At 61.2% G+C, this 18,246-nt stretch carries 15 protein-coding genes; 5 read left to right on the top strand and 10 right to left on the bottom strand.

Annotated elements, in window-relative coordinates; all coding sequences use genetic code 11:
• Nucleotides 1-41: 41 nt before the first annotated feature.
• The 4 genes from ACQ4WS_RS13355 to ACQ4WS_RS13370 form a co-directional block, all read right to left on the bottom strand.
• Entirely contained in the window at nucleotides 42-698 is a 657-nt protein-coding gene (locus ACQ4WS_RS13355; protein WP_436476943.1) for an energy transducer TonB, read from the bottom strand.
• 539 nt (nucleotides 699-1,237) lie between these two features.
• Nucleotides 1,238-2,839 carry a SpoVR family protein gene (locus ACQ4WS_RS13360; protein ID WP_436477024.1) on the bottom strand — a complete coding sequence of 534 codons (1,602 nt, stop codon included), beginning with the start codon at nucleotides 2,837-2,839 and terminating at the stop codon, nucleotides 1,238-1,240.
• Entirely contained in the window at nucleotides 2,839-4,107 is a 1,269-nt protein-coding gene (locus ACQ4WS_RS13365) for a YeaH/YhbH family protein (protein ID WP_436476945.1), read from the bottom strand. The genes ACQ4WS_RS13360 and ACQ4WS_RS13365 overlap by 1 nt, the downstream gene beginning before the upstream one ends.
• A 72-nt stretch (nucleotides 4,108-4,179) precedes the next feature.
• The gene (locus tag ACQ4WS_RS13370; RefSeq protein WP_071075815.1) at nucleotides 4,180-6,102 is read right to left on the bottom strand and encodes a PrkA family serine protein kinase; all 1,923 of its coding nucleotides are present in this window, start codon (nucleotides 6,100-6,102) and stop codon (nucleotides 4,180-4,182) included.
• 571 nt (nucleotides 6,103-6,673) lie between these two features.
• Here ACQ4WS_RS13370 and ACQ4WS_RS13375 point away from each other — a divergent pair.
• Both ACQ4WS_RS13375 and ACQ4WS_RS13380 read left to right on the top strand, forming a co-directional pair.
• The gene (locus ACQ4WS_RS13375; RefSeq protein WP_436476947.1) at nucleotides 6,674-7,705 is read left to right on the top strand and encodes an adenosine deaminase; all 1,032 of its coding nucleotides are present in this window, start codon (nucleotides 6,674-6,676) and stop codon (nucleotides 7,703-7,705) included.
• Between the two features lie 36 nt (nucleotides 7,706-7,741).
• Complete coding sequence (locus ACQ4WS_RS13380) at nucleotides 7,742-10,273, top strand: ABC transporter permease (protein WP_436476949.1); 2,532 nt, start codon at nucleotides 7,742-7,744, stop codon at nucleotides 10,271-10,273.
• An 8-nt stretch (nucleotides 10,274-10,281) separates the two neighbouring features.
• On the opposite strand, the gene ACQ4WS_RS13385 is transcribed toward ACQ4WS_RS13380, so the two are convergent.
• Nucleotides 10,282-11,289: a response regulator gene (locus ACQ4WS_RS13385; protein ID WP_436476950.1), complete on the bottom strand. Its 1,008-nt coding sequence runs from the start codon at nucleotides 11,287-11,289 to the stop codon at nucleotides 10,282-10,284.
• A gap of 3 nt (nucleotides 11,290-11,292) precedes the next feature.
• Nucleotides 11,293-12,591 carry a sensor histidine kinase gene (locus ACQ4WS_RS13390; protein ID WP_436476952.1) on the bottom strand — a complete coding sequence of 433 codons (1,299 nt, stop codon included), beginning with the start codon at nucleotides 12,589-12,591 and terminating at the stop codon, nucleotides 11,293-11,295.
• A gap of 152 nt (nucleotides 12,592-12,743) precedes the next feature.
• Between ACQ4WS_RS13390 and cqsA the strand changes: the two genes are divergently transcribed.
• A complete protein-coding gene (cqsA, locus tag ACQ4WS_RS13395) occupies nucleotides 12,744-13,991 on the top strand; it encodes an alpha-hydroxyketone-type quorum-sensing autoinducer synthase (protein ID WP_436476954.1) in 1,248 nt (415 codons plus the stop codon).
• Between the two features lie 22 nt (nucleotides 13,992-14,013).
• Here the strand turns inward: cqsA and ACQ4WS_RS13400 are convergent, their stop codons facing one another.
• The 3 genes from ACQ4WS_RS13400 to ACQ4WS_RS13410 are packed head-to-tail and all read right to left on the bottom strand — an operon-like array spanning nucleotide 14,014 to nucleotide 15,253.
• Nucleotides 14,014-14,463 (bottom strand): MarR family winged helix-turn-helix transcriptional regulator, encoded by a 450-nt coding sequence (locus ACQ4WS_RS13400; RefSeq protein WP_436476956.1) that lies wholly within the window; start codon nucleotides 14,461-14,463, stop codon nucleotides 14,014-14,016.
• A gap of 57 nt (nucleotides 14,464-14,520) precedes the next feature.
• Nucleotides 14,521-14,868 (bottom strand): GIY-YIG nuclease family protein, encoded by a 348-nt coding sequence (locus ACQ4WS_RS13405; protein ID WP_436476958.1) that lies wholly within the window; start codon nucleotides 14,866-14,868, stop codon nucleotides 14,521-14,523.
• Nucleotides 14,869-14,893: 25 nt separating this feature from the next.
• Nucleotides 14,894-15,253: a hypothetical protein gene (locus ACQ4WS_RS13410; RefSeq protein ID WP_436476960.1), complete on the bottom strand. Its 360-nt coding sequence runs from the start codon at nucleotides 15,251-15,253 to the stop codon at nucleotides 14,894-14,896.
• Between the two features lie 132 nt (nucleotides 15,254-15,385).
• Between ACQ4WS_RS13410 and ACQ4WS_RS13415 the strand changes: the two genes are divergently transcribed.
• Both ACQ4WS_RS13415 and ACQ4WS_RS13420 read left to right on the top strand, forming a co-directional pair.
• Entirely contained in the window at nucleotides 15,386-15,781 is a 396-nt protein-coding gene (locus ACQ4WS_RS13415) for a group II truncated hemoglobin (RefSeq protein ID WP_034785429.1), read from the top strand.
• 5 nt (nucleotides 15,782-15,786) lie between these two features.
• Nucleotides 15,787-17,166: a DNA recombination protein RmuC gene (locus ACQ4WS_RS13420; RefSeq protein WP_436476962.1), complete on the top strand. Its 1,380-nt coding sequence runs from the start codon at nucleotides 15,787-15,789 to the stop codon at nucleotides 17,164-17,166.
• Nucleotides 17,167-17,175: 9 nt separating this feature from the next.
• Here the strand turns inward: ACQ4WS_RS13420 and ACQ4WS_RS13425 are convergent, their stop codons facing one another.
• A complete protein-coding gene (locus ACQ4WS_RS13425; protein WP_436476964.1) occupies nucleotides 17,176-18,087 on the bottom strand; it encodes an MHFG family PEP-CTERM protein in 912 nt (303 codons plus the stop codon).
• Between the last annotated feature and the right edge of the window lie 159 nt (nucleotides 18,088-18,246).

The following is an 18,246-nucleotide window of genomic DNA, read 5'->3' on the forward strand; positions in this document are numbered from 1 at the left end:
ACGAAATCATGGTGTGAGACAGGGGATAACTGTCTCGGGTTTTAATCCAGCGACCAAACGTATTGCATTTGCTGCCAGCCTTGTTCCGGCTTGCCGTCAACTGTTGCCGGCTTAAATGTACAGCGGCTGATACCTTGCACCGCAGCTTTGTCCAGGTCTCTGAAGCCGCTTGACTTCACGATCTTCGAATCAGCGACCTTGCCGTCGACACCGATCAGGAACGACAGTGTCACCACACCGGTTTCCTCATTGCGCTGCGACGACTTTGGATAAGCCGGTTTTTCGCAGACACTGAAGTCAACCACGGCCGGCGTACGCACCGATTTGGCTGGTCCAGGAGTTGGCGCAGGCTGTGCAGGCTGTGCAGGCGGTGCCAATACATTCGTGGCTGGCTTCACGGCAGTCGTATTTGCAATCACGTTCTGCTGTGGTGGCGGCTGCTGCACGTTCACCTCGACTGGCGGAATGAATGGCGGCGGTGGCGCTTTCATTTCTGGCGGCGGTGGTGGCGGTGGAAGATCCTTCGGTGGAGGCGGTTTGACTTCCTCGATAATCTTGGTTTCAACCGGTTCCATCATTTTGGTAACTAACCGCTTGCCCAAGCCCGTCGCGATCCCGTAAGCCGCGAGAACGTGCAGCAGGACAACGACAGTGATGCCTGTGTAGTTCTTGGGACTTTTCTCGTTCGAAAAATTCATGCCTGCTTTCTCCAAATACCATCTCTTGTCTTGCAACTGAACCCCAAAATGACGACACAAAGCTCCAGCCGTATCCGGGACGTCGCCGAATTATACATACGAATTCTTTATTTTACACAGATTTTTAACGCCTAAAACCGGTTAAATTTTTGGCGCTTTTGCGCCCTGAAAACGTACTTGCTTATGTCATCTTTGCACGCTTTCGGACAGAAAAAAAGGCGGTCTTATCGGTTTTTCACAGCCGTTTTGGGCGACCGCTGCTAAGTTCTCCGATGTGCCTATCTGGCGGAATTATATTTCGTGATATTCAATATGGAAACTGCTAAATTTGGAGAAAAATCTTTCTTTTATGAAATGTTTTAGCTCTGAACCAGACCACTTAGCCATCCTGACGCACCAAACGGGTGCGAAAGACACTTTATCCAGGTCAAAAAAGGCGCTCCTGGCGGCACTTTTGACGCCGCCAGGCCATACGGAATTCCTATACAGGCATAGGATGCGCTTATATTCTTGCTAAAATTCTTGTCAAGAAAGCTATATCAAGGCCGTGCCGGCGCATCGTCGCGCCGGTTGCGCTTCTCGCGCCGGCAATTCAGGGTACCCAGGACGACGCCCTGCGGATCGACCGTATCGAGGTGCACATCGAAGCCCCACAGCCGTGCCACATGCTTGAGCACCTCGGCCGCTTGCTGGTTCAGCGGGCGGCGCTGGAATTGCGTGTGGCGCAGGGTCAAGGCGCGGTCGTCGCGCGTATTCACGGACCAGACCTGGATGTTCGGCTCGCGGTTGCCCAGGTTGTACTGCTCCGCCAGTTGCTGGCGCACGTAGCGGTAGCCGGCATCGTCGTGGATGGCGGAAATGGCCAGTTTTTCATTCTTGTCGTCGTCAAGCACTGCAAAGAAGTGGAATTCGCGGATCAGCCGCGGCGACAGATACTGGGCGATAAAGCTTTCATCCTTGAAATTGCGCATGGCGAAGTCCAGGCTCTTGCGCCAGTCGCTGCCGGCCATGTCGGGGAACCAGGCGCGGTCTTCGTCGGTCGGGTGCTCGCAGATGCGGCGGATGTCGCTCATCATGGCGAAACCCAGCGCATACGGGTTGATGCCGCTGTAATACGGGCTATCGATGGGCGGCTGGTAGACCACGTTGGTATGGCTTTTCAGAAATTCCATCATGAAACCGTCGCCCACCACGCCTTCGTCATACAGCTGGTTCAATATGGTGTAGTGCCAGAAAGTGGCCCAGCCCTCGTTCATGACCTGGGTTTGCCGCTGCGGGTAGAAATACTGGGAAATCTTGCGCACGATGCGCACCATTTCGCGTTGCCACGGTTCCAGCAGCGGCGCATACTTTTCGATGAAGTACAGCAGGTTTTCCTCGGGTTCGGGCGGAAAGCGGGGCGCGGCCTTGCGCTGCTCTTCCTCGTCTTCGTCTTCGTCGCGCCGGGGCAGGGTACGCCACAGCTGGTTGATCTGCGACTGCACATAGGCTTCGCGATCTTTCTGGCGTGCATATTCCTTCACCATCGACAGTTTCGCCGGGCGCTTGTAGCGGTCGACGCCATAGTTCTGGATGGCGTGGCACGAGTCGAGCAGCATTTCCACGGCATCGACGCCATGGCGCTGTTCGCATTCGGCAATGTAATTCTTGGCAAACACCATATAGTCGATGATGGCGTCCGCATCTGTCCAGGCGCGGAACAGGTAATTGCCTTTAAAGAAGGAGTTATGGCCATACGCCGCATGCGCGATCACCAGCGATTGCATGGTCAGGCTGTTTTCCTCCATTAAATAGGCGATGCACGGGTTCGAGTTGATGACGATCTCGTAGGCCAGGCCCATCTGGCCCCGCTTGTAGCTTTTCTCGGTAGACAGAAAGTGCTTGCCGAACGACCAGTGGTTGTAGGAGACGGGCATGCCGACCGAGGTGTAGGCGTCCATCATCTGTTCGGCCGTGATGATTTCCAGCTGGTTCGGATAAGTGTCGAGGCCGAACTGTTGCGCCACTCTGCGGATTTCCTCGTGGATTTGCTCGATCAGCTCGAACGTCCATTCCGACTGCTCGGGCAGGGCGTTCGGGTGGCGCAGGCGCACGAACGGTTCGCCCGGGGTGTTGCTGGCGCGGTCAAAGGCTGCACTCATCATTTCACCTGTTTCTTGAACAGTTCGCGGAAGACCGGGTAGATATCAGCCGGCGTGACGATCTTTTGCATGGCGAAATGGGCGTGATGGTCGAGCACGCCCGCGTATTGCTCCCACAGGTTTTGCTGCGGGCCATCGGTGATCTCGACATAGGTGTAGTACTGCACCTTGGGCATGATGGTGTTGATCAGCAGTTGCCGGCACAGTAAGGAATCGTTGTCCCAGTTGTCGCCGTCGGAGGCCTGCGCCACATAGCTGTTCCATTGCCCGGCGCCATAGCGTTCGTCGATGATGGTATTGAGCAAGTGCAGGGCGGAAGACACGACGGTGCCGCCGGACTCGCGCGAATTGAAGAATTCATGCTCGTCCACTTCGGCCGCCGCCGTATGGTGGCGGATGAAGACGACCTCGATCTTGTCGTAGGCGCGCTTGAGGAACAGATACAGCAGGATGAAGAAGCGCTTGGCCGTGTCCTTGCGCGACTCGTCCATGGAACCGGATACGTCCATGATGCAGAACATGACGGCTTGCGTCATCGGCTTGGGCACCTTGATGCGGTTGCTGTAGCGCAAGTCGAACGGGTCGATGAAGGGAATCGCCAGCAGGCGCGTGTGCAGATGATGGATCAGGCGGCGCAGTTCCACCACCAGCGGGTCGCTGTCGGGCGCGCCTTCGTGCAGCAGTTCGGCCAGGTCTTCCTCGGCCTGCGCCAGCTGCTTGCGGGCGCCGCCGCCGACGGCGATGCGCCGGCCCAGCGCGCCGCGCAGGGAACGCAGCACATGGATGTTCGATGGCGTGCCCGACATATTGTAGCCGGCGCGCTGGTTCTTGAATTCCGTGGTGGCCGTCAGCTGGGTTTTCACCATGTGCGGCAATTCCAAGTCCTCGAAGAAATAATTCATGAATTCTTCACGCGACAATTCGAAGATGAAATCGTCTTCCGTCGTTTCGTCGCTATTGCCCGCCTTGCCCCGGCCGCCGCCACCGCCGCCTTTCGGCCGGGTGATCTGGTCGCCTTTCAGGTATTCCTTGTTGCCGGGATTGACCACTTCCCACACGCCGCCATGCGCGTGGCCGAACGACGGTTCGCCCACATCCTTGACGGGGATGCTGACCTTCTCGCCATTCTCGACGTCCGTGATCGAGCGCCCCTTGATGGCGCGCCCCACGGCATCCTTGATCTGGCCCTTGTAACGCCGCAGGAAACGCTCGCGGTTGACGGCGGATTTATTCTTGCTTTGCAAGCGCCTGTCGATAAGGTATGTCAAAGGGTGCCTCCTTGCCTCTCGTCTCGCGCGCCCCGCCATTCATCGGGCGGGAGCGCGCCTTCGCTGTCCGCGCTATGACGACTTGCGTACGCGCAAGTACCATTCGCATAACAGGCGTACCTGCTTGGCCGTATAGCCTTTTTCCACCATGCGGGCGACGAAGTCGGCGTGCTTGTTGGCATCGTCGGCGCTGGCCTTGGCATTGAAGGAAATCACGGGCAGCAATTCCTCCGTATTCGAAAACATTTTCTTTTCAATCACGGTGCGGAACTTTTCATAACTGGTCCAGGCGGGATTCTTGCCGCCGTTCGAGGCCCGCGCGCGCAGCCCGAAGTTTACGATTTCATTGCGGAAATCCTTCGGATTGGAAATGCCCGCCGGCTTCTCGATCTTTTCCAGTTCATTGTTCAGCGATTCGCGGTCGAAACTTTCGCCCGTGTCCGGATCGCGGTATTCCTGGTCCTGTATCCAGAAATCGGCAAACGTCACGTAGCGGTCGAAAATGTTCTGGCCGTATTCCGAATAGCTCTCCAGGTAAGCCGTCTGGATCTCCTTGCCGATGAATTCCACATAGCGCTGCGCCAGGTGCTCTTTGATATACGAGAAGTAGCGCTGCTCGAGTTCCGGCGCGAATTGCTCGCGCTCGACCTGCTGTTCCAGTACATATAATAGATGCACGGGATTGGCGGCCACTTCGGAATTGTCAAAGTTGAACACTTTTGACAGGATCTTGAAGGCAAAGCGCGTCGACAGGCCGTTCATGCCCTCGTCCACGCCCGCGTAATCGACGTATTCGTGCATGGACTTGGCTTTCGGGTCCGTATCCTTGAGGTTTTCGCCATCGTAGACGAGCATCTTCGAGAAAATGCTGGAGTTTTCCGGATCTTTCAGGCGCGACAGGATGGCGAACTGGGCCATCATGCGCAGGGTGCCGGGCGCGCACGGGGCCTTGACCAGCGAGGAATTGGCCACCAGCTTGTCGTAGATCTTGATTTCATCGGTCACGCGCAGGCAGTACGGCACCTTGACGATATAGATACGGTCAAGAAACGCTTCGTTGTTGCGGTTGTTCTTGAAGGTCTTCCATTCCGACTCGTTCGAGTGGGCCAGGATGATGCCGTCAAACGGAATCGCGCCGAAGCCTTCCGTGCCCTTGTAATTGCCTTCCTGCGTGGCTGTCAGCAGCGGATGCAAGACCTTGATGGGGGCCTTGAACATTTCCACGAATTCCATCAAGCCCTGGTTGGCCAGGCACAGGCCGCCCGAATAGCTGTAGGCGTCCGGGTCGTCCTGCGCATAGTCTTCCAGCTTGCGGATGTCGACCTTGCCCACCAGCGAGGAAATGTCCTGGTTGTTTTCGTCGCCCGGTTCCGTTTTCGAGATGGCGATCTGTTTCAGCACGGAAGGATAGCGCTTGACGACGCGGAACTGGTTGATGTCGCCATTGTATTCATGCAGGCGTTTCACGGCCCACGGGCTGGGGATGTTGCGCAGGTAGCGGCGCGGGATGCCGTAATCCTCTTCCAGGATGGTGCCGTCCTCCTGCTCGTTAAACAGGCCCAGCGGCGATTCGTTGACGGGCGAGCCTTTCAGGCAATAGAAGGGCACGTGTTCCATCAGCGACTTGAGTTTTTCCGCGATGGACGACTTGCCGCCGCCGACAGGCCCCAGCAAATACAGGATCTGTTTGCGTTCTTCCAGGCCTTGCGCCGCGTGGCGGAAATACGAGACGACTTGCTCGATGACTTCCTCGGTGCCATAGAACTCGCGGAAGGCTGGATAGATCTTGATGACCTTGTTGGCGAAGATGCGCGACAAGCGCGTGTCGTTGCGCGTGTCGACCAGTTGCGGCTCGCCGATGGCGGCCAGCATGCGTTCGGGCGCGCTGGCATAGGTCAGCTTGTCCTTCTTGCACAGGGCCAGGTATTCGGTGAGCGACATTTCCTCTTCGCGGGTGCGCTCGTAGCGTGCTGCATAGTTATCAAAAATGGTCATGTCAATGTCCTTTAATGTAAACCCGTACTGCCAGTCACCATGGCCGCCCGCCTGGCACTCGCCTGGGCTTGCCGTCTGAACTTTTCCTGTACCCCGTATCGATTTTTATTGTTGTTTCAAGCCCGGCTGTCTTTGCGAGTCCGGATTGCCCGGACCAAAAAACTGGCGCTTGATGCCGTGCGCTGACGTGGCCAGCCGGCTTTTTTTTACTGTTGATAGCGCTTGTTGCACCTACCATTACCCCATGAAATTTATTATTGCTCTAAAGGATCAGGAAGTCAAAAGATATGTCAGCATATCCTTAATAATTGTTTGTAAATTGTTGATTTAATTGGATAAATCATGAAATTTTTCATCGGTTTCAATGCATCTTTTTGTACCTTTTAAAGCATCATACGACAATTCGCCAGCGCGTGCCGGTGCCGGCCATGGCGCTGCTGCCGCCGGCGCCACGGCGGCCGCCCGCCGGTGAGGCCGGCCATCTTGCGCTAAGATGCCTGCATGTCTGATGGCCCTGCGCGCCGCGCGTGCGCGTGCCAGCACTTTTATCGTCACCCTATGAGGAACACCCATGATGAACCCCCAATTGCGCGCGATTGTCCGCGGCATGCCGAAGGCCGAACTGCATATCCATATCGAAGGCTCGCTGGAGCCAGAACTGATTTTCGCACTGGCAGCGCGCAATGGCGTGCCGCTGGGCTATGAATCGGTGGAACACTTGCGCAGCGCCTATGCTTTTACGGATTTACAGTCTTTTCTCGACATTTATTACGCTGGCGCAAGCGTGCTCTTGAAAGAGCAGGATTTCTATGACATGACGCAAGCCTATCTGCGTCGCGCCGAAGCCGATAAGGTGCTGCACACGGAAATCTTCTTCGACCCGCAAACGCACACGGCGCGCGGCGTGGCCATCGCCGATGTGATCAACGGTATCCATCGCGCCTGCCAGGACAGCCCCGTCAGCGCGACCCTGATCCTGTGTTTCCTGCGCCATTTGAGCGAGGAAGAAGCCTTCGAGACCCTGGAAGACGCCTTGCCACACCGTGACAAATTCATCGGCATCGGCCTCGATTCCTCGGAAGTGGGCAACCCGCCCGAGAAATTTTCGCGCGTGTTTGCCCGTTGCCGCGAGCTGGGCCTGCACCTGGTGGCCCACGCGGGCGAGGAAGGTCCGCCAGCCTACATCCGCACGGCGCTCGACGACTTGCAGGTCGAGCGCATCGACCATGGCGTGCGCTGCTTGGAGGATGCGGAACTGACGGCCCGCCTGGCGCGTGAACAGATCGCCCTGACTGTCTGCCCGCTGTCGAACACCAAGCTGCGCGTGTTTGACCAGATGCATGACCATAACCTGGTGCAACTGCTCGACGCGGGCCTGCTGGTGACGGTGAACTCGGACGATCCCGCCTATTTCGGCGGCTATATGAACGACAACTTCGACGCCATCTTCGACGCCTTGCCGCTGGGCCTGTCCCACGCGCAACGCCTGGCGCGCAACGGATTCATCGCCGCCTTCCTGCCGCAGGCGCAGAAAGACGCCTTCCTCGCCACTGTCGACGCGTATTTCGCGCAGCACGCGGCCGCCCACGGCATCGCGCAATAACGCCTCACAATCAACTCGCATAAAGACCCGCCGCCCATGCTCCGCCTCTCCCTGAAAATGACCGGCCGCGACTGGCGCGCCGGGCAACTGCGTTTCCTGCTCGTCGCGCTGATCGTCGCCGTGGCGGCCCTGTCGGCCGTCGGCTTCTTCGTCGACCGCCTGCGCGCGGGCTTGAACCGCGACGCGCACCAGTTGCTGGGTGCTGACCTGGTCATCAACGCCGACCAGCCCGTCAATGCGGCCTGGCGCGCCGAAGCGCAAAAGCGCGGCTTCCTCCTGGCCGACACGGTAACGTTTCCCAGCATGGCGCAGGCGGGCGAGGGCGAGCAATCGCTGTCGCAGCTGGCGTCCATCAAGGCTGTCTCGCCCGGTTACCCGCAGCGGGGCAAGCTGAAAATCACCACCCAACCGAGCGAAGCGCAGGATGCCGTGGGGCGGCCCACCGACCAGGTGCCGGCGCCCGGCACCCTGTGGGTCGATGCGGCGATCCTGTCCAGCCTGAACGCGAAGCTGGGCGACAGCCTGACCCTGGGCGACAAGGCCTTTACGGTCACGCAGCTGATCGCCAGCGAACCGGACCGCGGCGCTTCCTTCCTCAATTTCGCCCCCCGCGTGATGCTGCCCTTGAGCGATCTGGCCGCCACGGCGCTGGTGCAGAACGGCTCGCGCGTGTCGTACCGGCTGCTGCTGTCGGCGCCGCCCGCCAAGGCGGCCGAGCTTGTGCAATATCAAGCCTGGCTGGAAAGCCAGATCAAGACGCAGGCCATCAAAGGTGTGCGCATCGAGTCGCTGGAATCGGGCAGCCCGCAGATGCAATCGACTCTGGACCGTGCCGACCGTTTCCTGTCCCTCGTCGGCTTGCTGTCGGCCATGCTGGCGGCCATCGCCGTGGCGATGGCGGCGCGCCGCTTCATGCTGCGCCACCTGGACGCCTGCGCCATGCTGCGCTGCCTGGGCTTGACGCAAAACCAGGTCACGGCCATGTACGTGATCGAATTTCTCCTGGTTGGCCTGGCCGGCAGCGTCGTTGGCGTAGCCATCGGCTTCGGCGGCCATTTGGTGCTGCTGGAGCTGTTGGGCAAGCTGGTGCAGAGCGATTTGCCGCCCGTGTCCCTGCTGCCCGCGCTGCAGGGCGTGGCCACCGGCATGTTGCTGCTGCTGGGCTTTGCCCTGCCGCCGATTTTGCAGTTGCGCAATGTCCCGCATAACCGCGTGATCCGCCGCGAGCAGGAGCCGCCGCAGGCGCTGGCCGTGGCGACCTATGGCCTGGGTATCGCCGCCTTTGTCGTGCTGCTCTTGTGGCAGGCGGGCGACGTGAAACTGGCGTTGCTGACGGCGGCCGGTTTTCTCGGCGGCTTCGCCCTGTTCGGCCTGGCCGGCTGGCTGGGCATCCGTTCGCTGAAAACCCTGCGCGGCGCCTTCAATCACCAGGGCTGGCGCTTTGCCGTGACTTCCCTGCAGCGCCGCCCGGGCGCCACCGTCATCCAGGTAGTGTCCCTGGCCCTGGGCCTGATGGCCTTGCTGCTGCTGACGGTGGTGCGCGGCGACTTGATGGTGGCCTGGCGTAATGCCACGCCGCCGGACGCGCCGAACCGCTTCATGATCAATATCCTGCCCGAGCAAAAAGACCCGATTGCCGCGCGCCTGGCCCAGGCCGGCGTGCTCAACGCGCCTTTGTATCCGATGATACGCGGGCGCCTGGTGGCCGTGAATGGCAATGCCATCACGGAAACCACCTATGAGGATGACCGCGCCAAGGGCCTGGCCGACCGCGAATTCAACTTGTCGACGATGGCCACCATGCAGGAAGAAAACAAGCTCGTCGCGGGCAAGTGGTTCGGCAATGCGCCGGGTGCGCCGTTTGAGGCGTCGGTGGAAGAAGGCATCGCCAAGACCCTGAAACTGAAACTGGGCGACAAGCTGCGCTTCGACATCGCCGGCCAGCCCGTGGAAGCGGCCATTACCAGCCTGCGCAAGCTGGAATGGGGCTCGATGCGCGTGAATTTCTTTGTCATCATCAATCCGGCCGCCATGGCGGACACGCCGCAGACCTGGATCACGGCGTTTCACCTGCCGCCCGCGCAGGCGGACCTGAGCAACGCCTTGCTGCGCGACTACCCGAACCTGACGGTGGTCGACGTGGGCGGCGTGCTGAAACAAATCCAGGGCGTGCTGGACCAGGTGGTGACGGCCGTCGAATTCCTCTTCGCCTTCACCTTGGCCTCGGGTTTGCTGGTGCTGTATGCAGCGCTGATGGGTTCGCAAGACGAGCGCACGCGCGAAGCGGGGCTGCTGCGCGCGCTGGGTGCCACGCGGCGCCAGCTGGCGCAGGCGCAGCTGATCGAGTTTTCCCTCGTAGGCGCCCTGGCCGGCTTGCTGGCGGCCACGGGCGCGGCCGCCATGGGCTGGGCCCTGGCCACTTACCAGTTCAAGTTCGCCTGGAGCTTCGCGCCCGGCGTGTGGGCCTTCGGCCTGCTGGCCGGCGCCCTGTGCGCGATCGCCGGCGGCTGGCTGGGCTTGCGCAATGTCCTGAAGCATCCGCCGCTGCAAACCTTGCGTGAAAATTAAGGTAGCAACTACGCGCTGACGCTGTCGCCTGCGCCTGCGCGTAAAAATTGCGCATACGACATGACCGGTTGTCCCAGCTGGTGCGGCGGCACGTCGAACAGCGCCCAGAAGTAGCTGACGCGCCCCAGGCAGATGGTCGGCGCGGCGCAGTAGCGGAACCAGTTTTCGCCGATGTGCGCCGCATACATGCCGTCGCTGTCGGCATCGGAAAAATACGGGATCACGCGCATTTCCAGCAAGGCCAGCAGCAAGGACTCGGGCGCGTCGCTGTCACGCGCCATTTCGTATTGCGTGTGCAGGCCCCGTTCCGTCTCGATGATCATCAGCTTGGCCTGGCCGTCGCGCGTGAAGAACAGGATGCCGCTGGGATTGGGGAAAATATAGTATTCGACAAAACCATGGCGCTGGCACAGCTCGTGCACGACGGCGGCCAGTGCTTCGTCTTGCAGGAAGCGATAGTCGTGCAGCAATAGCAAGTCGCGCACGGTGTCCGATTGCTGCAGGAAGAACTCGCGCTGCAGGGTAACGATTTCCTGTTCCAGGATGTCGAGCGCGTCGTCGTCGCTCTTCTTGATGTAGCGGTCGATCAAGCCCCGGTTAAAGGCCGTCACGGCCACTTTTTCATCGGCCGCGCCTGTAAATAGAATCTTCTTGCACGGCAAGTCGCGCACGGCCTGGCAGAATTCCAAACCATTCATCTGCGGCATCGAATAATCGACTACCAGCACGGAGGGCATGGCAAAGCGCTGCGCCTGGCCGCTGATGCGCCAGATGCGTTCGAGGTCGAGCGCCACGTTGCACTGGTCGGGTGGCAGGTTTTGCGTGTCGAAATTGACGTGCAGCGGCGTTTCGCCCGGTTGCGCGCTATGGCGCAGCCAGTGCAGGGCGCTGCTGGTGTCGTGGAAAGTCTTGCGCGTCAGGCCCGGATCGAGCTGGAACGCCAGGCTTTTCAGGAAGGAATCGCTGTCGTCGATCAAGACGGTCAGGGTCGGATGGGTGTAGACGGGCAGTTGCATGCGTCACCTTGCGGGGGAAGAGGGTTGGAAGCGGGCAGGCACGGGCTGGGGAAATTCCAGGATGAAAATCGCATACGCGTGCTCGCGCGACACGCAGCGGATGCGCGCCTGCCAGGCAGTGACGATCTGCCGGCACAGGGCCAGGCCGATGCCGCTGCCGTTATGCACGGGATAGGAGTAAAAACGCTCGAAGATCAGCGGCAGGCGGTTTTTCGCGATGCCGCAACCCGTGTCGATGAACAGCAGCCTGGGCACGGGGCGGGCGCCATCGATGATGATGCGCACGCGGCCCTTGCCGGCCCGCTGGATGGCTTTCAGCGCGTTTCTCAGCAGGTTCAGCAAGATCACCACGCACAGTTCGTCCTGGCCGGCGAACTGGAAGTCGGCGCGCACGTCCACCTTGACGCTGCTGCGCTGGCTGTTGCCGGTAAACGGATAGCGCTTGAGCACGCAGCTCACCATCGCCAGCATCGATAGCGTCTGGCTGGGCTGCAGATTGCGGTTCACGGCACTGGCGCTCATCAGAAACAAATCGATCATGTGATGCATGTGGCGCACTTCGAACTGGATGCGCGACAGGGCTTCCTGCAACGGCGGCATGTCGTCCGCCTGGCCGGCCAGCTGCGCCAGCAGCCGGCGCATGCCCCGCACATTGGCTTCCACGCTGGTCAGCGGCGTGCGCAGCTCGTGCGCCACGGAACCGAGTCCGGCCGCCAGGCCAGCCAGCCGTTCCAGTTCCAGCACCTTGCTGCCCACTTTCACCACGGACAGCGCGGCAATGGTGAACCAGTGCACGGGCAGTTGCTGCAGCACTTCACGCTGCAACAGGAAGCCGCCTTCTCCTTGCAGGATGACGGCGAGGCAGGCGGCGCTGGTGCCGATCAGGTAGGCGCGGCAAGCCAGTTTCGTCTCGAAATGAAACAGCACGACCAGGCCGATCAGCAGCGATTCGCTCCAGATGGACGAGGCATGGTTCATCAAAAACATGAAAGTAAAGAAGAAGGGCAGGATGTAGCTGAGCGCGAACAGCAGATAGCGCGACAGCCAGCGGGCCGCGAAGCGGCGCGCAAACAGGCCCACCACGCAGATGCCCACGCCCGTCAGGCGCAGGGTCAGGTTTTCATAGGTTTGCGGAAAAAAATAATGCCATAGCAGGTAGTACAGCGGCATCGCCACCGTGCCCACGGCGGCCAGCATGGCGACTCTGCCGGCCAGGTTCTCATGCTGCAGGCGCTCATGCAGCAGCGAATGGAGCAGGCGCCTGCGCCAGTATGTCCATCGTCCTTGCCATTGCTGCGTCATGACTCTGCCTTGATACTCTTCAGAGCATGATCATCGCGTACATTTTCCTGGTTGAATGCTTATCTCACTGGAGCTTGATATACGTCAATGGATGGGTTGGCGACACAGTCAAGGTTTTAAGTTGCAACAAACTTTTCCCCAGGAGAAAAACCATGACCATCGCTACCAGCTTGCACCACCCATCCTTCGCCCGTGCCGAACACTGCCTGCCAGACTACATCGTGCGGCGCATGGATGCGCATCACATCACGCGCATCGAAAAACTGCTGGGCGGCCAGCATCCCCATGCCTGGCAAGCGACACCCGCGCATGCCATTTTCCTGGCCGGCAACGATTACCTGTCCATCGCCGCCGAGCCGGCGCTGGTGGCGGCCCAGGTGGCGTGCCTGCAGGCGCATGCGGGTGGCATGCTGATGTCGGCCGTGTACTTGCAGGAAGGCAGCGAACAGCACCGGCTGGAAAGCCGGCTGGCCCGCTTCATGGGCTGCGAGGATGGCATCCTGGCGCAGTCCGGCATGGCGGCCAACGTGGGTTTGATCCAGTGTATCGCCGGCCCCGGCATTCCCGTCTACCTGGACATGCAGGCCCATGCCTCGCTGTGGGAAGGCGTGCTGTCGGCGCAGGCCCAGGCTGTCCCCTTCTTGCACAATGACATGACGCACCTGCGCCGCCAGGTGGCAAAGCAGGGCCGCGGCGTGATCGTCGTCGACGCCCTGTACAGCACCAACGGCAGCCTGGCGCCGCTGCTGGAACTGCTCGATATCGCCGAGCGCAGCGACTGCGTGGTGGTGGTCGACGAGTCGCATTCGCTGGGCACGCATGGCCCGCAGGGCGCGGGCCTGGTGGAAGCCTGGGGATTGGGGCATCGCGTGCATTTCCGCACGGCATCGCTGGCCAAGGCCTTCGCGGGACGGGCCGGTTTCATCAGTTGTTCCAGCCGTTTCAAGGGATATTTCCTATCCGAATCACGCCCCGCCATTTTCAGTTCCTGCCTGCTGGCGCATGAGCTGGCGTGGCTGGGCGCGGCGCTCGATTTCATCATGGCCGCCGATGCGCGCCGCGCCACCTTGCGGCGCCATACGCTGCAGGTGCGCGAGGGCTTGCGCGAGCTGGGCTACAACGTCAGCGATGGCACGGAGCAGATCGTGGCGCTGGAGGCGGGCGGCGAACCGGCCACCCTGGCGCTGCGCCAGGCGCTGGAACGGCAAGGCATTTACGGCGCCATGTTTTGTGCCCCGGCAACGGCGAAGAACCGCGCGCTCGTGCGCCTGACCCTCAACGCGGGACTCGACGAGACTGGCATCGCCCGACTGCTGGCAGCCTGCGCAGCGGTTCGCGCCGAAGTGGGCGTGGAACACTGGCCGTCGACGCAGCGCCTGCGCAAGCTGGCGCTGGTGTAAGCAGTGGCGCCGGCTGGCAGCGTCAGCCGGTCAGCCGGCCCAGGATGGCCGAAAGGGCTCCCAGCTGTTCTGCCGGCGCGTCCTGCAGCAATTCGCGGCCCACCGCATGCGCCGTGGCGCTGGCATGTTCCAATAATTCCTGACCGGCGGCAGTCAGCACGGCATAGCCGACGCGGGCGTCGCGCACATCGGCCTGGCGCGTCACCAGGCCGATTTTTTCCAGCGGCATCAAGGAGCGCGTGACGCCCGAGGCCGTCAGCGCCAGGCGTTCAGCCAGGTCGATGCGGCGCAGGCGCGCACCGGGGGCGCGCTGCAGCTGGTACAGCAATTGATAGTCGCTGAAGCTCAGGCCATGCAAATTGCCCAGGGTGCTGTCGAAGCGGCGCACGATGAGCGCCTGGGCGCGTGCCAGGCGCAGGCAAAAGTCCAGCGCGCCATCGCTGTCCGGCGACAGGGGAGTGTGATCGTTCATGGCTTCCATTTTATTCGCTGCGAAATGCTTGAGTACGCAAGTGTAATGCACCGCAGCTCAATACAGTGGTTGACCCTGTTCCAGCCACTGTGCGCGGTGCAGGGCCAGCAGGGCGCCCAGTTCGGCGTCCGCATCGAAGGCGGGGTCATCAAGCAGCCTGACGGTGTCGATGATCTCGCAGGAAAAGGCCGCCGCGCCGTCGCGCCGCCAGTCCGCCTGCAGCAGGGCGTTACGGTGCTTGCCCAGGTTGAGCTCGAAGCGGTGCCGGTTCAGCATGCCGGGCGCGTTACGGCTGCATTCGAGCAAGGTTCGCCCGCTGGGCAGGTGCCGCAGGGCGATGATGCCCAGCGGCGGCGGCTGTTGCCGGTAGTGTGCTTTCAATGTTGCCTGTCGTGTCTTGTCCATGTTTCATTGCTCTCCTATCGTTTGTTTACATCGTTTCTGGTCCGGCGATGCGCGGGATGGCCGTGCCGGCCGGGATGGCGAAGGCGGACGCGATGCCCAGCGCCAGCGCGGCCGCATACGCCAGTGCCAGGCTGGCCTGGTCCAGCATCAGCAGCCCGGCCAGCAATAGCAGGATGGCGGCATTGGCCAATTTGCTCGCCAGCAGCACGCGCCGGGGTGTATAGCGGTCGGCAACGGTGCCGCCCAGCAATATGAGCACGGCGCGCGGGGCGCCCATCAGGGCCAGCATGCTGAACTGGTCGCCCAGCATGGAAACGAGGCCGCCACCCAGCAGCCAGCGGAAGTTGCTATTGCGCATCATGTGCGGTTCTGCGGCGGTTGACATGTTTTTCCTGCTTGCATTTAAAGATTGCATAGTAGTTGATATAAGCGTGAGTAGTCAAGTATATTGCTCTTTATTGTCGCAGCGGCAGCGGGCGCCGCATGGGCCGCCGGTGCTTGCGCTATCATGGCGGCCATGACTGATACCACTGCCCCCACCCTGTACGAGACCATCGGCGGCGCCCCCGTGCTGCGCGAAATGGTCGACCGTTTTTATGACTTGATGGAACTCGAAGCCGAGTTTGCCGGCATCCGCGTCATGCATCCGCCCTCGACGGACGGCTCGCGCGACAAGCTGTATTTCTTCCTGACGGGCTGGATGGGCGGCCCAGACCTGTATATCGAGAAATTCGGCCACCCGCGCCTGCGCGCGCGCCACTTGCCTTACGCCATCGGCACCAGCGAGCGCGACCAGTGGCTGCGCGCCATGGCCTGGGCCATGGAAGACACGGGCATCGAAGAGTCCCTGCGCGTGCGCCTGATGGAATCGTTCTATCAGACAGCCGACTGGATGCGCAACAAACCTGATTGATACCCATGAGCCCAATCGAGTTTTACAGCCTGCTGGGCGCCGCCATCGTCGCCATCGTCTTGTTGCTATTGATCTTGCTGCGTCCGCGTGGCGCGGCCGGCGATGGCGCCACCACCCTGGCCCTGGTGCAGCAGCACCAGCAGCAAAGCCTGGAGCGCATCGACCGCGTCGAGCGAGAAGTGCGGCTGCAGCTGCAGGCGTCGGCGCAAGCGACGCGCCAGGATCTGGCCAGCAGCCTGGCGCAATTCCAGGCGGCAACCCTGCAACAGCTCGACAGCCTGCGCACGCAGATGCAGGCGCAGGGGAAAGTCGGGCGCGAAGAACAGGCGCAAAGCCTGGCGCGCTTTGCCGAGAGTACCAATCAAACTCTGGCGCAACTGACGGAATCGAATGCGCAGCGCATGCTGGAAGTGCGCGCCACCCTGGAAAACAAGATCCGCGATTTGCAGGCCGACAATGGCGCGCGCCTGGAAGAGATGCGCAAGACGGTCGACGAGAAACTGCACGCCACGCTGGAAACGCGGCTTTCCGCCTCGTTCCAGCAAGTGTCCGAGCGGCTGGAAAAAGTGCATCAGGGTCTTGGTGAAATGCAGCAGCTGGCGCTGGGCGTGGGCGACCTGAAGCGGGTGCTCACCAACGTCAAGACGCGCGGCACCTGGGGCGAAGTGCAGCTGGAAATGCTGCTGGAGCAGGTACTCACTGTCGACCAGTACGCGAAAAACGTGGAAACGCTGCCGGGCAGCGGCGCGCGCGTGGAATTTGCCCTGAAACTGCCGGGCCTCTCCGATGGCGGTCCGCCCGTGTGGATGCCTATCGATGCGAAATTTCCCAAGGAACAGTACGAGCGCCTGGTCGACGCGGCCGAGCGGGCCGATGCGGACGGCGTGGCCCAGGCCGGACGCGAGCTGGAGCGGGCCGTGCGGAGCGAAGCGAAAACCATCGCCGAGAAATACCTGGCGCCGCCGCAGACCACCGACTTTGCCATCCTGTTCCTGCCCACGGAAGGCTTGTATGCGGAAGTGCTGCGCCGGCCCGGACTGGCCGACGAATTGCAGCGCGTGCACCGGGTCAGCATCGCCGGGCCCTCCACTCTGACGGCCTTGCTCAACAGCCTGCAGATGGGTTTCCGCACGCTGGCGCTGGAAAAGCGCTCGTCCGAAGTGTGGCAGGTTCTGGGCGCCGTCAAGACGGAGTTCGGCAAGTTCGGCGACGTGCTGTCGCAAACCCGGCTGACCCTGGAAAAGGCGGCGAAGAATATCGAAAGCGCGGAAGTGCGCAGCCGGCAGATGGCGCGCAAATTGAAATCCGTGGAAGCCTTGCCGGGCGAGGCGGCCGCCTTGCTGCTGGGGGCGGCAGATGCTGGCTTGCCAGGCGACGGCGAGTAGGATTGTCGTTCAGGCCGCTGGCGCTTGCCTGCGGCGCAGCGCGGCAAAGGCGACCAGCGCCAGTCCCGCCATCAGCATGGCCCAGGTCTGTGGCTCGGGCACGGCGGGCAGAATACTTATATCGGTGGGGGGCAAGGTTGGCAGGATCACTGTGGGCGGCACGATGATGCTGCTGCCCTGGTCTGGCGGCAGGCCACCGCCGCCACCACCTCCACCGCCGCCCATGCCGGCAGGCGGCGCGCTGCCGCCAGCGGTACGCACGTAATCGAAGGGCAGGAAAGGAATGCTGGCCACCTCGGGCGGCATGGCGCCACCCGTGAAGGAACCGCCGCGCAAGGCGTCGGGATTATCGATAAGGGGCACGCCTGCCGCTTCCGGCGCGGCGGGCGCGGCGGCAACGGGTGCTGCGCCACCGGGAGCGGCACCGGCTGCCGGCGGTGCTGACGCTGGCGCCTGCGTAATGCGGCTGACATTGCGGCAGATCGTCGGCACGAGAATACATTGTCCCTGCACGCAATACACGAGTCCCCGTTCCTGCATCTGCTCGCTCCAGCCTGCGCGGGTCACATTGCGGCAGACGCGGCCTGGGCCGAAATGCATGTCGCTGATGCGCGCGTTGTAATTGCCCTTGCCGCGGATGGCGTCGCGGCTGATCACGACGATTTCATCATACTGGCGCGCGCGCATGCGCGTCTTCAACTCTTCGCGCACCTGTGGCGCGATGTCCGGATACCGGTCCACGGCCGCCACCACGTCGCCCATGAACGGGTCGACGCCGGGGCGGTTCCAGCTGCAGTTCTCCAGTACGTTGGCCCGCGGAGCCCCTTTGGCATAGGCGGGCAGGGGCGCCAGGGACAGCATGCCAAGCAGGCAAGCCGCTCCCAGCATGCTGGCGCCTGCGATCCATGAACGGTGTCTCATTATTAGTTTCCTCGTGAAAACAATATCAAAATTGAACTTTTGCTATGAGTTCGAATGTTATCACCGAAGAAACTTCAATATCAACTAATAAATAAAATTATTACAATTTGTGTTGTGTTTATTATTTTGTTTTTATGGGAAATGATTAATATTTTTATC

This window comes from Janthinobacterium leeuwenhoeki (genome assembly GCF_051380795.1).
Taxonomy (GTDB): domain Bacteria; phylum Pseudomonadota; class Gammaproteobacteria; order Burkholderiales; family Burkholderiaceae_D; genus Janthinobacterium.

Excerpts from the sequence above, each read along its gene's own strand:
- ACQ4WS_RS13355 (WP_436476943.1), bottom strand. The coding sequence starts at position 698 with ATGAATTTTTCGAACGAGAAAAGTCCCAAGAACTACACAGGCATCACT.
- ACQ4WS_RS13360 (WP_436477024.1), bottom strand. The coding sequence starts at position 2,839 with ATGAGTGCAGCCTTTGACCGCGCCAGCAACACCCCGGGCGAACCGTTC.
- ACQ4WS_RS13370 (WP_071075815.1), bottom strand. The coding sequence starts at position 6,102 with ATGACCATTTTTGATAACTATGCAGCACGCTACGAGCGCACCCGCGAA.
- ACQ4WS_RS13375 (WP_436476947.1), top strand. The coding sequence starts at position 6,674 with ATGATGAACCCCCAATTGCGCGCGATTGTCCGCGGCATGCCGAAGGCC.
- ACQ4WS_RS13380 (WP_436476949.1), top strand. The coding sequence starts at position 7,742 with ATGCTCCGCCTCTCCCTGAAAATGACCGGCCGCGACTGGCGCGCCGGG.
- ACQ4WS_RS13385 (WP_436476950.1), bottom strand. The coding sequence starts at position 11,289 with ATGCAACTGCCCGTCTACACCCATCCGACCCTGACCGTCTTGATCGAC.
- ACQ4WS_RS13390 (WP_436476952.1), bottom strand. The coding sequence starts at position 12,591 with ATGACGCAGCAATGGCAAGGACGATGGACATACTGGCGCAGGCGCCTG.
- cqsA (WP_436476954.1), top strand. The coding sequence starts at position 12,744 with ATGACCATCGCTACCAGCTTGCACCACCCATCCTTCGCCCGTGCCGAA.
- ACQ4WS_RS13400 (WP_436476956.1), bottom strand. The coding sequence starts at position 14,463 with ATGAACGATCACACTCCCCTGTCGCCGGACAGCGATGGCGCGCTGGAC.
- ACQ4WS_RS13405 (WP_436476958.1), bottom strand. The coding sequence starts at position 14,868 with ATGGACAAGACACGACAGGCAACATTGAAAGCACACTACCGGCAACAG.
- ACQ4WS_RS13410 (WP_436476960.1), bottom strand. The coding sequence starts at position 15,253 with ATGTCAACCGCCGCAGAACCGCACATGATGCGCAATAGCAACTTCCGC.
- ACQ4WS_RS13415 (WP_034785429.1), top strand. The coding sequence starts at position 15,386 with ATGACTGATACCACTGCCCCCACCCTGTACGAGACCATCGGCGGCGCC.
- ACQ4WS_RS13420 (WP_436476962.1), top strand. The coding sequence starts at position 15,787 with ATGAGCCCAATCGAGTTTTACAGCCTGCTGGGCGCCGCCATCGTCGCC.
- ACQ4WS_RS13425 (WP_436476964.1), bottom strand. The coding sequence starts at position 18,087 with ATGAGACACCGTTCATGGATCGCAGGCGCCAGCATGCTGGGAGCGGCT.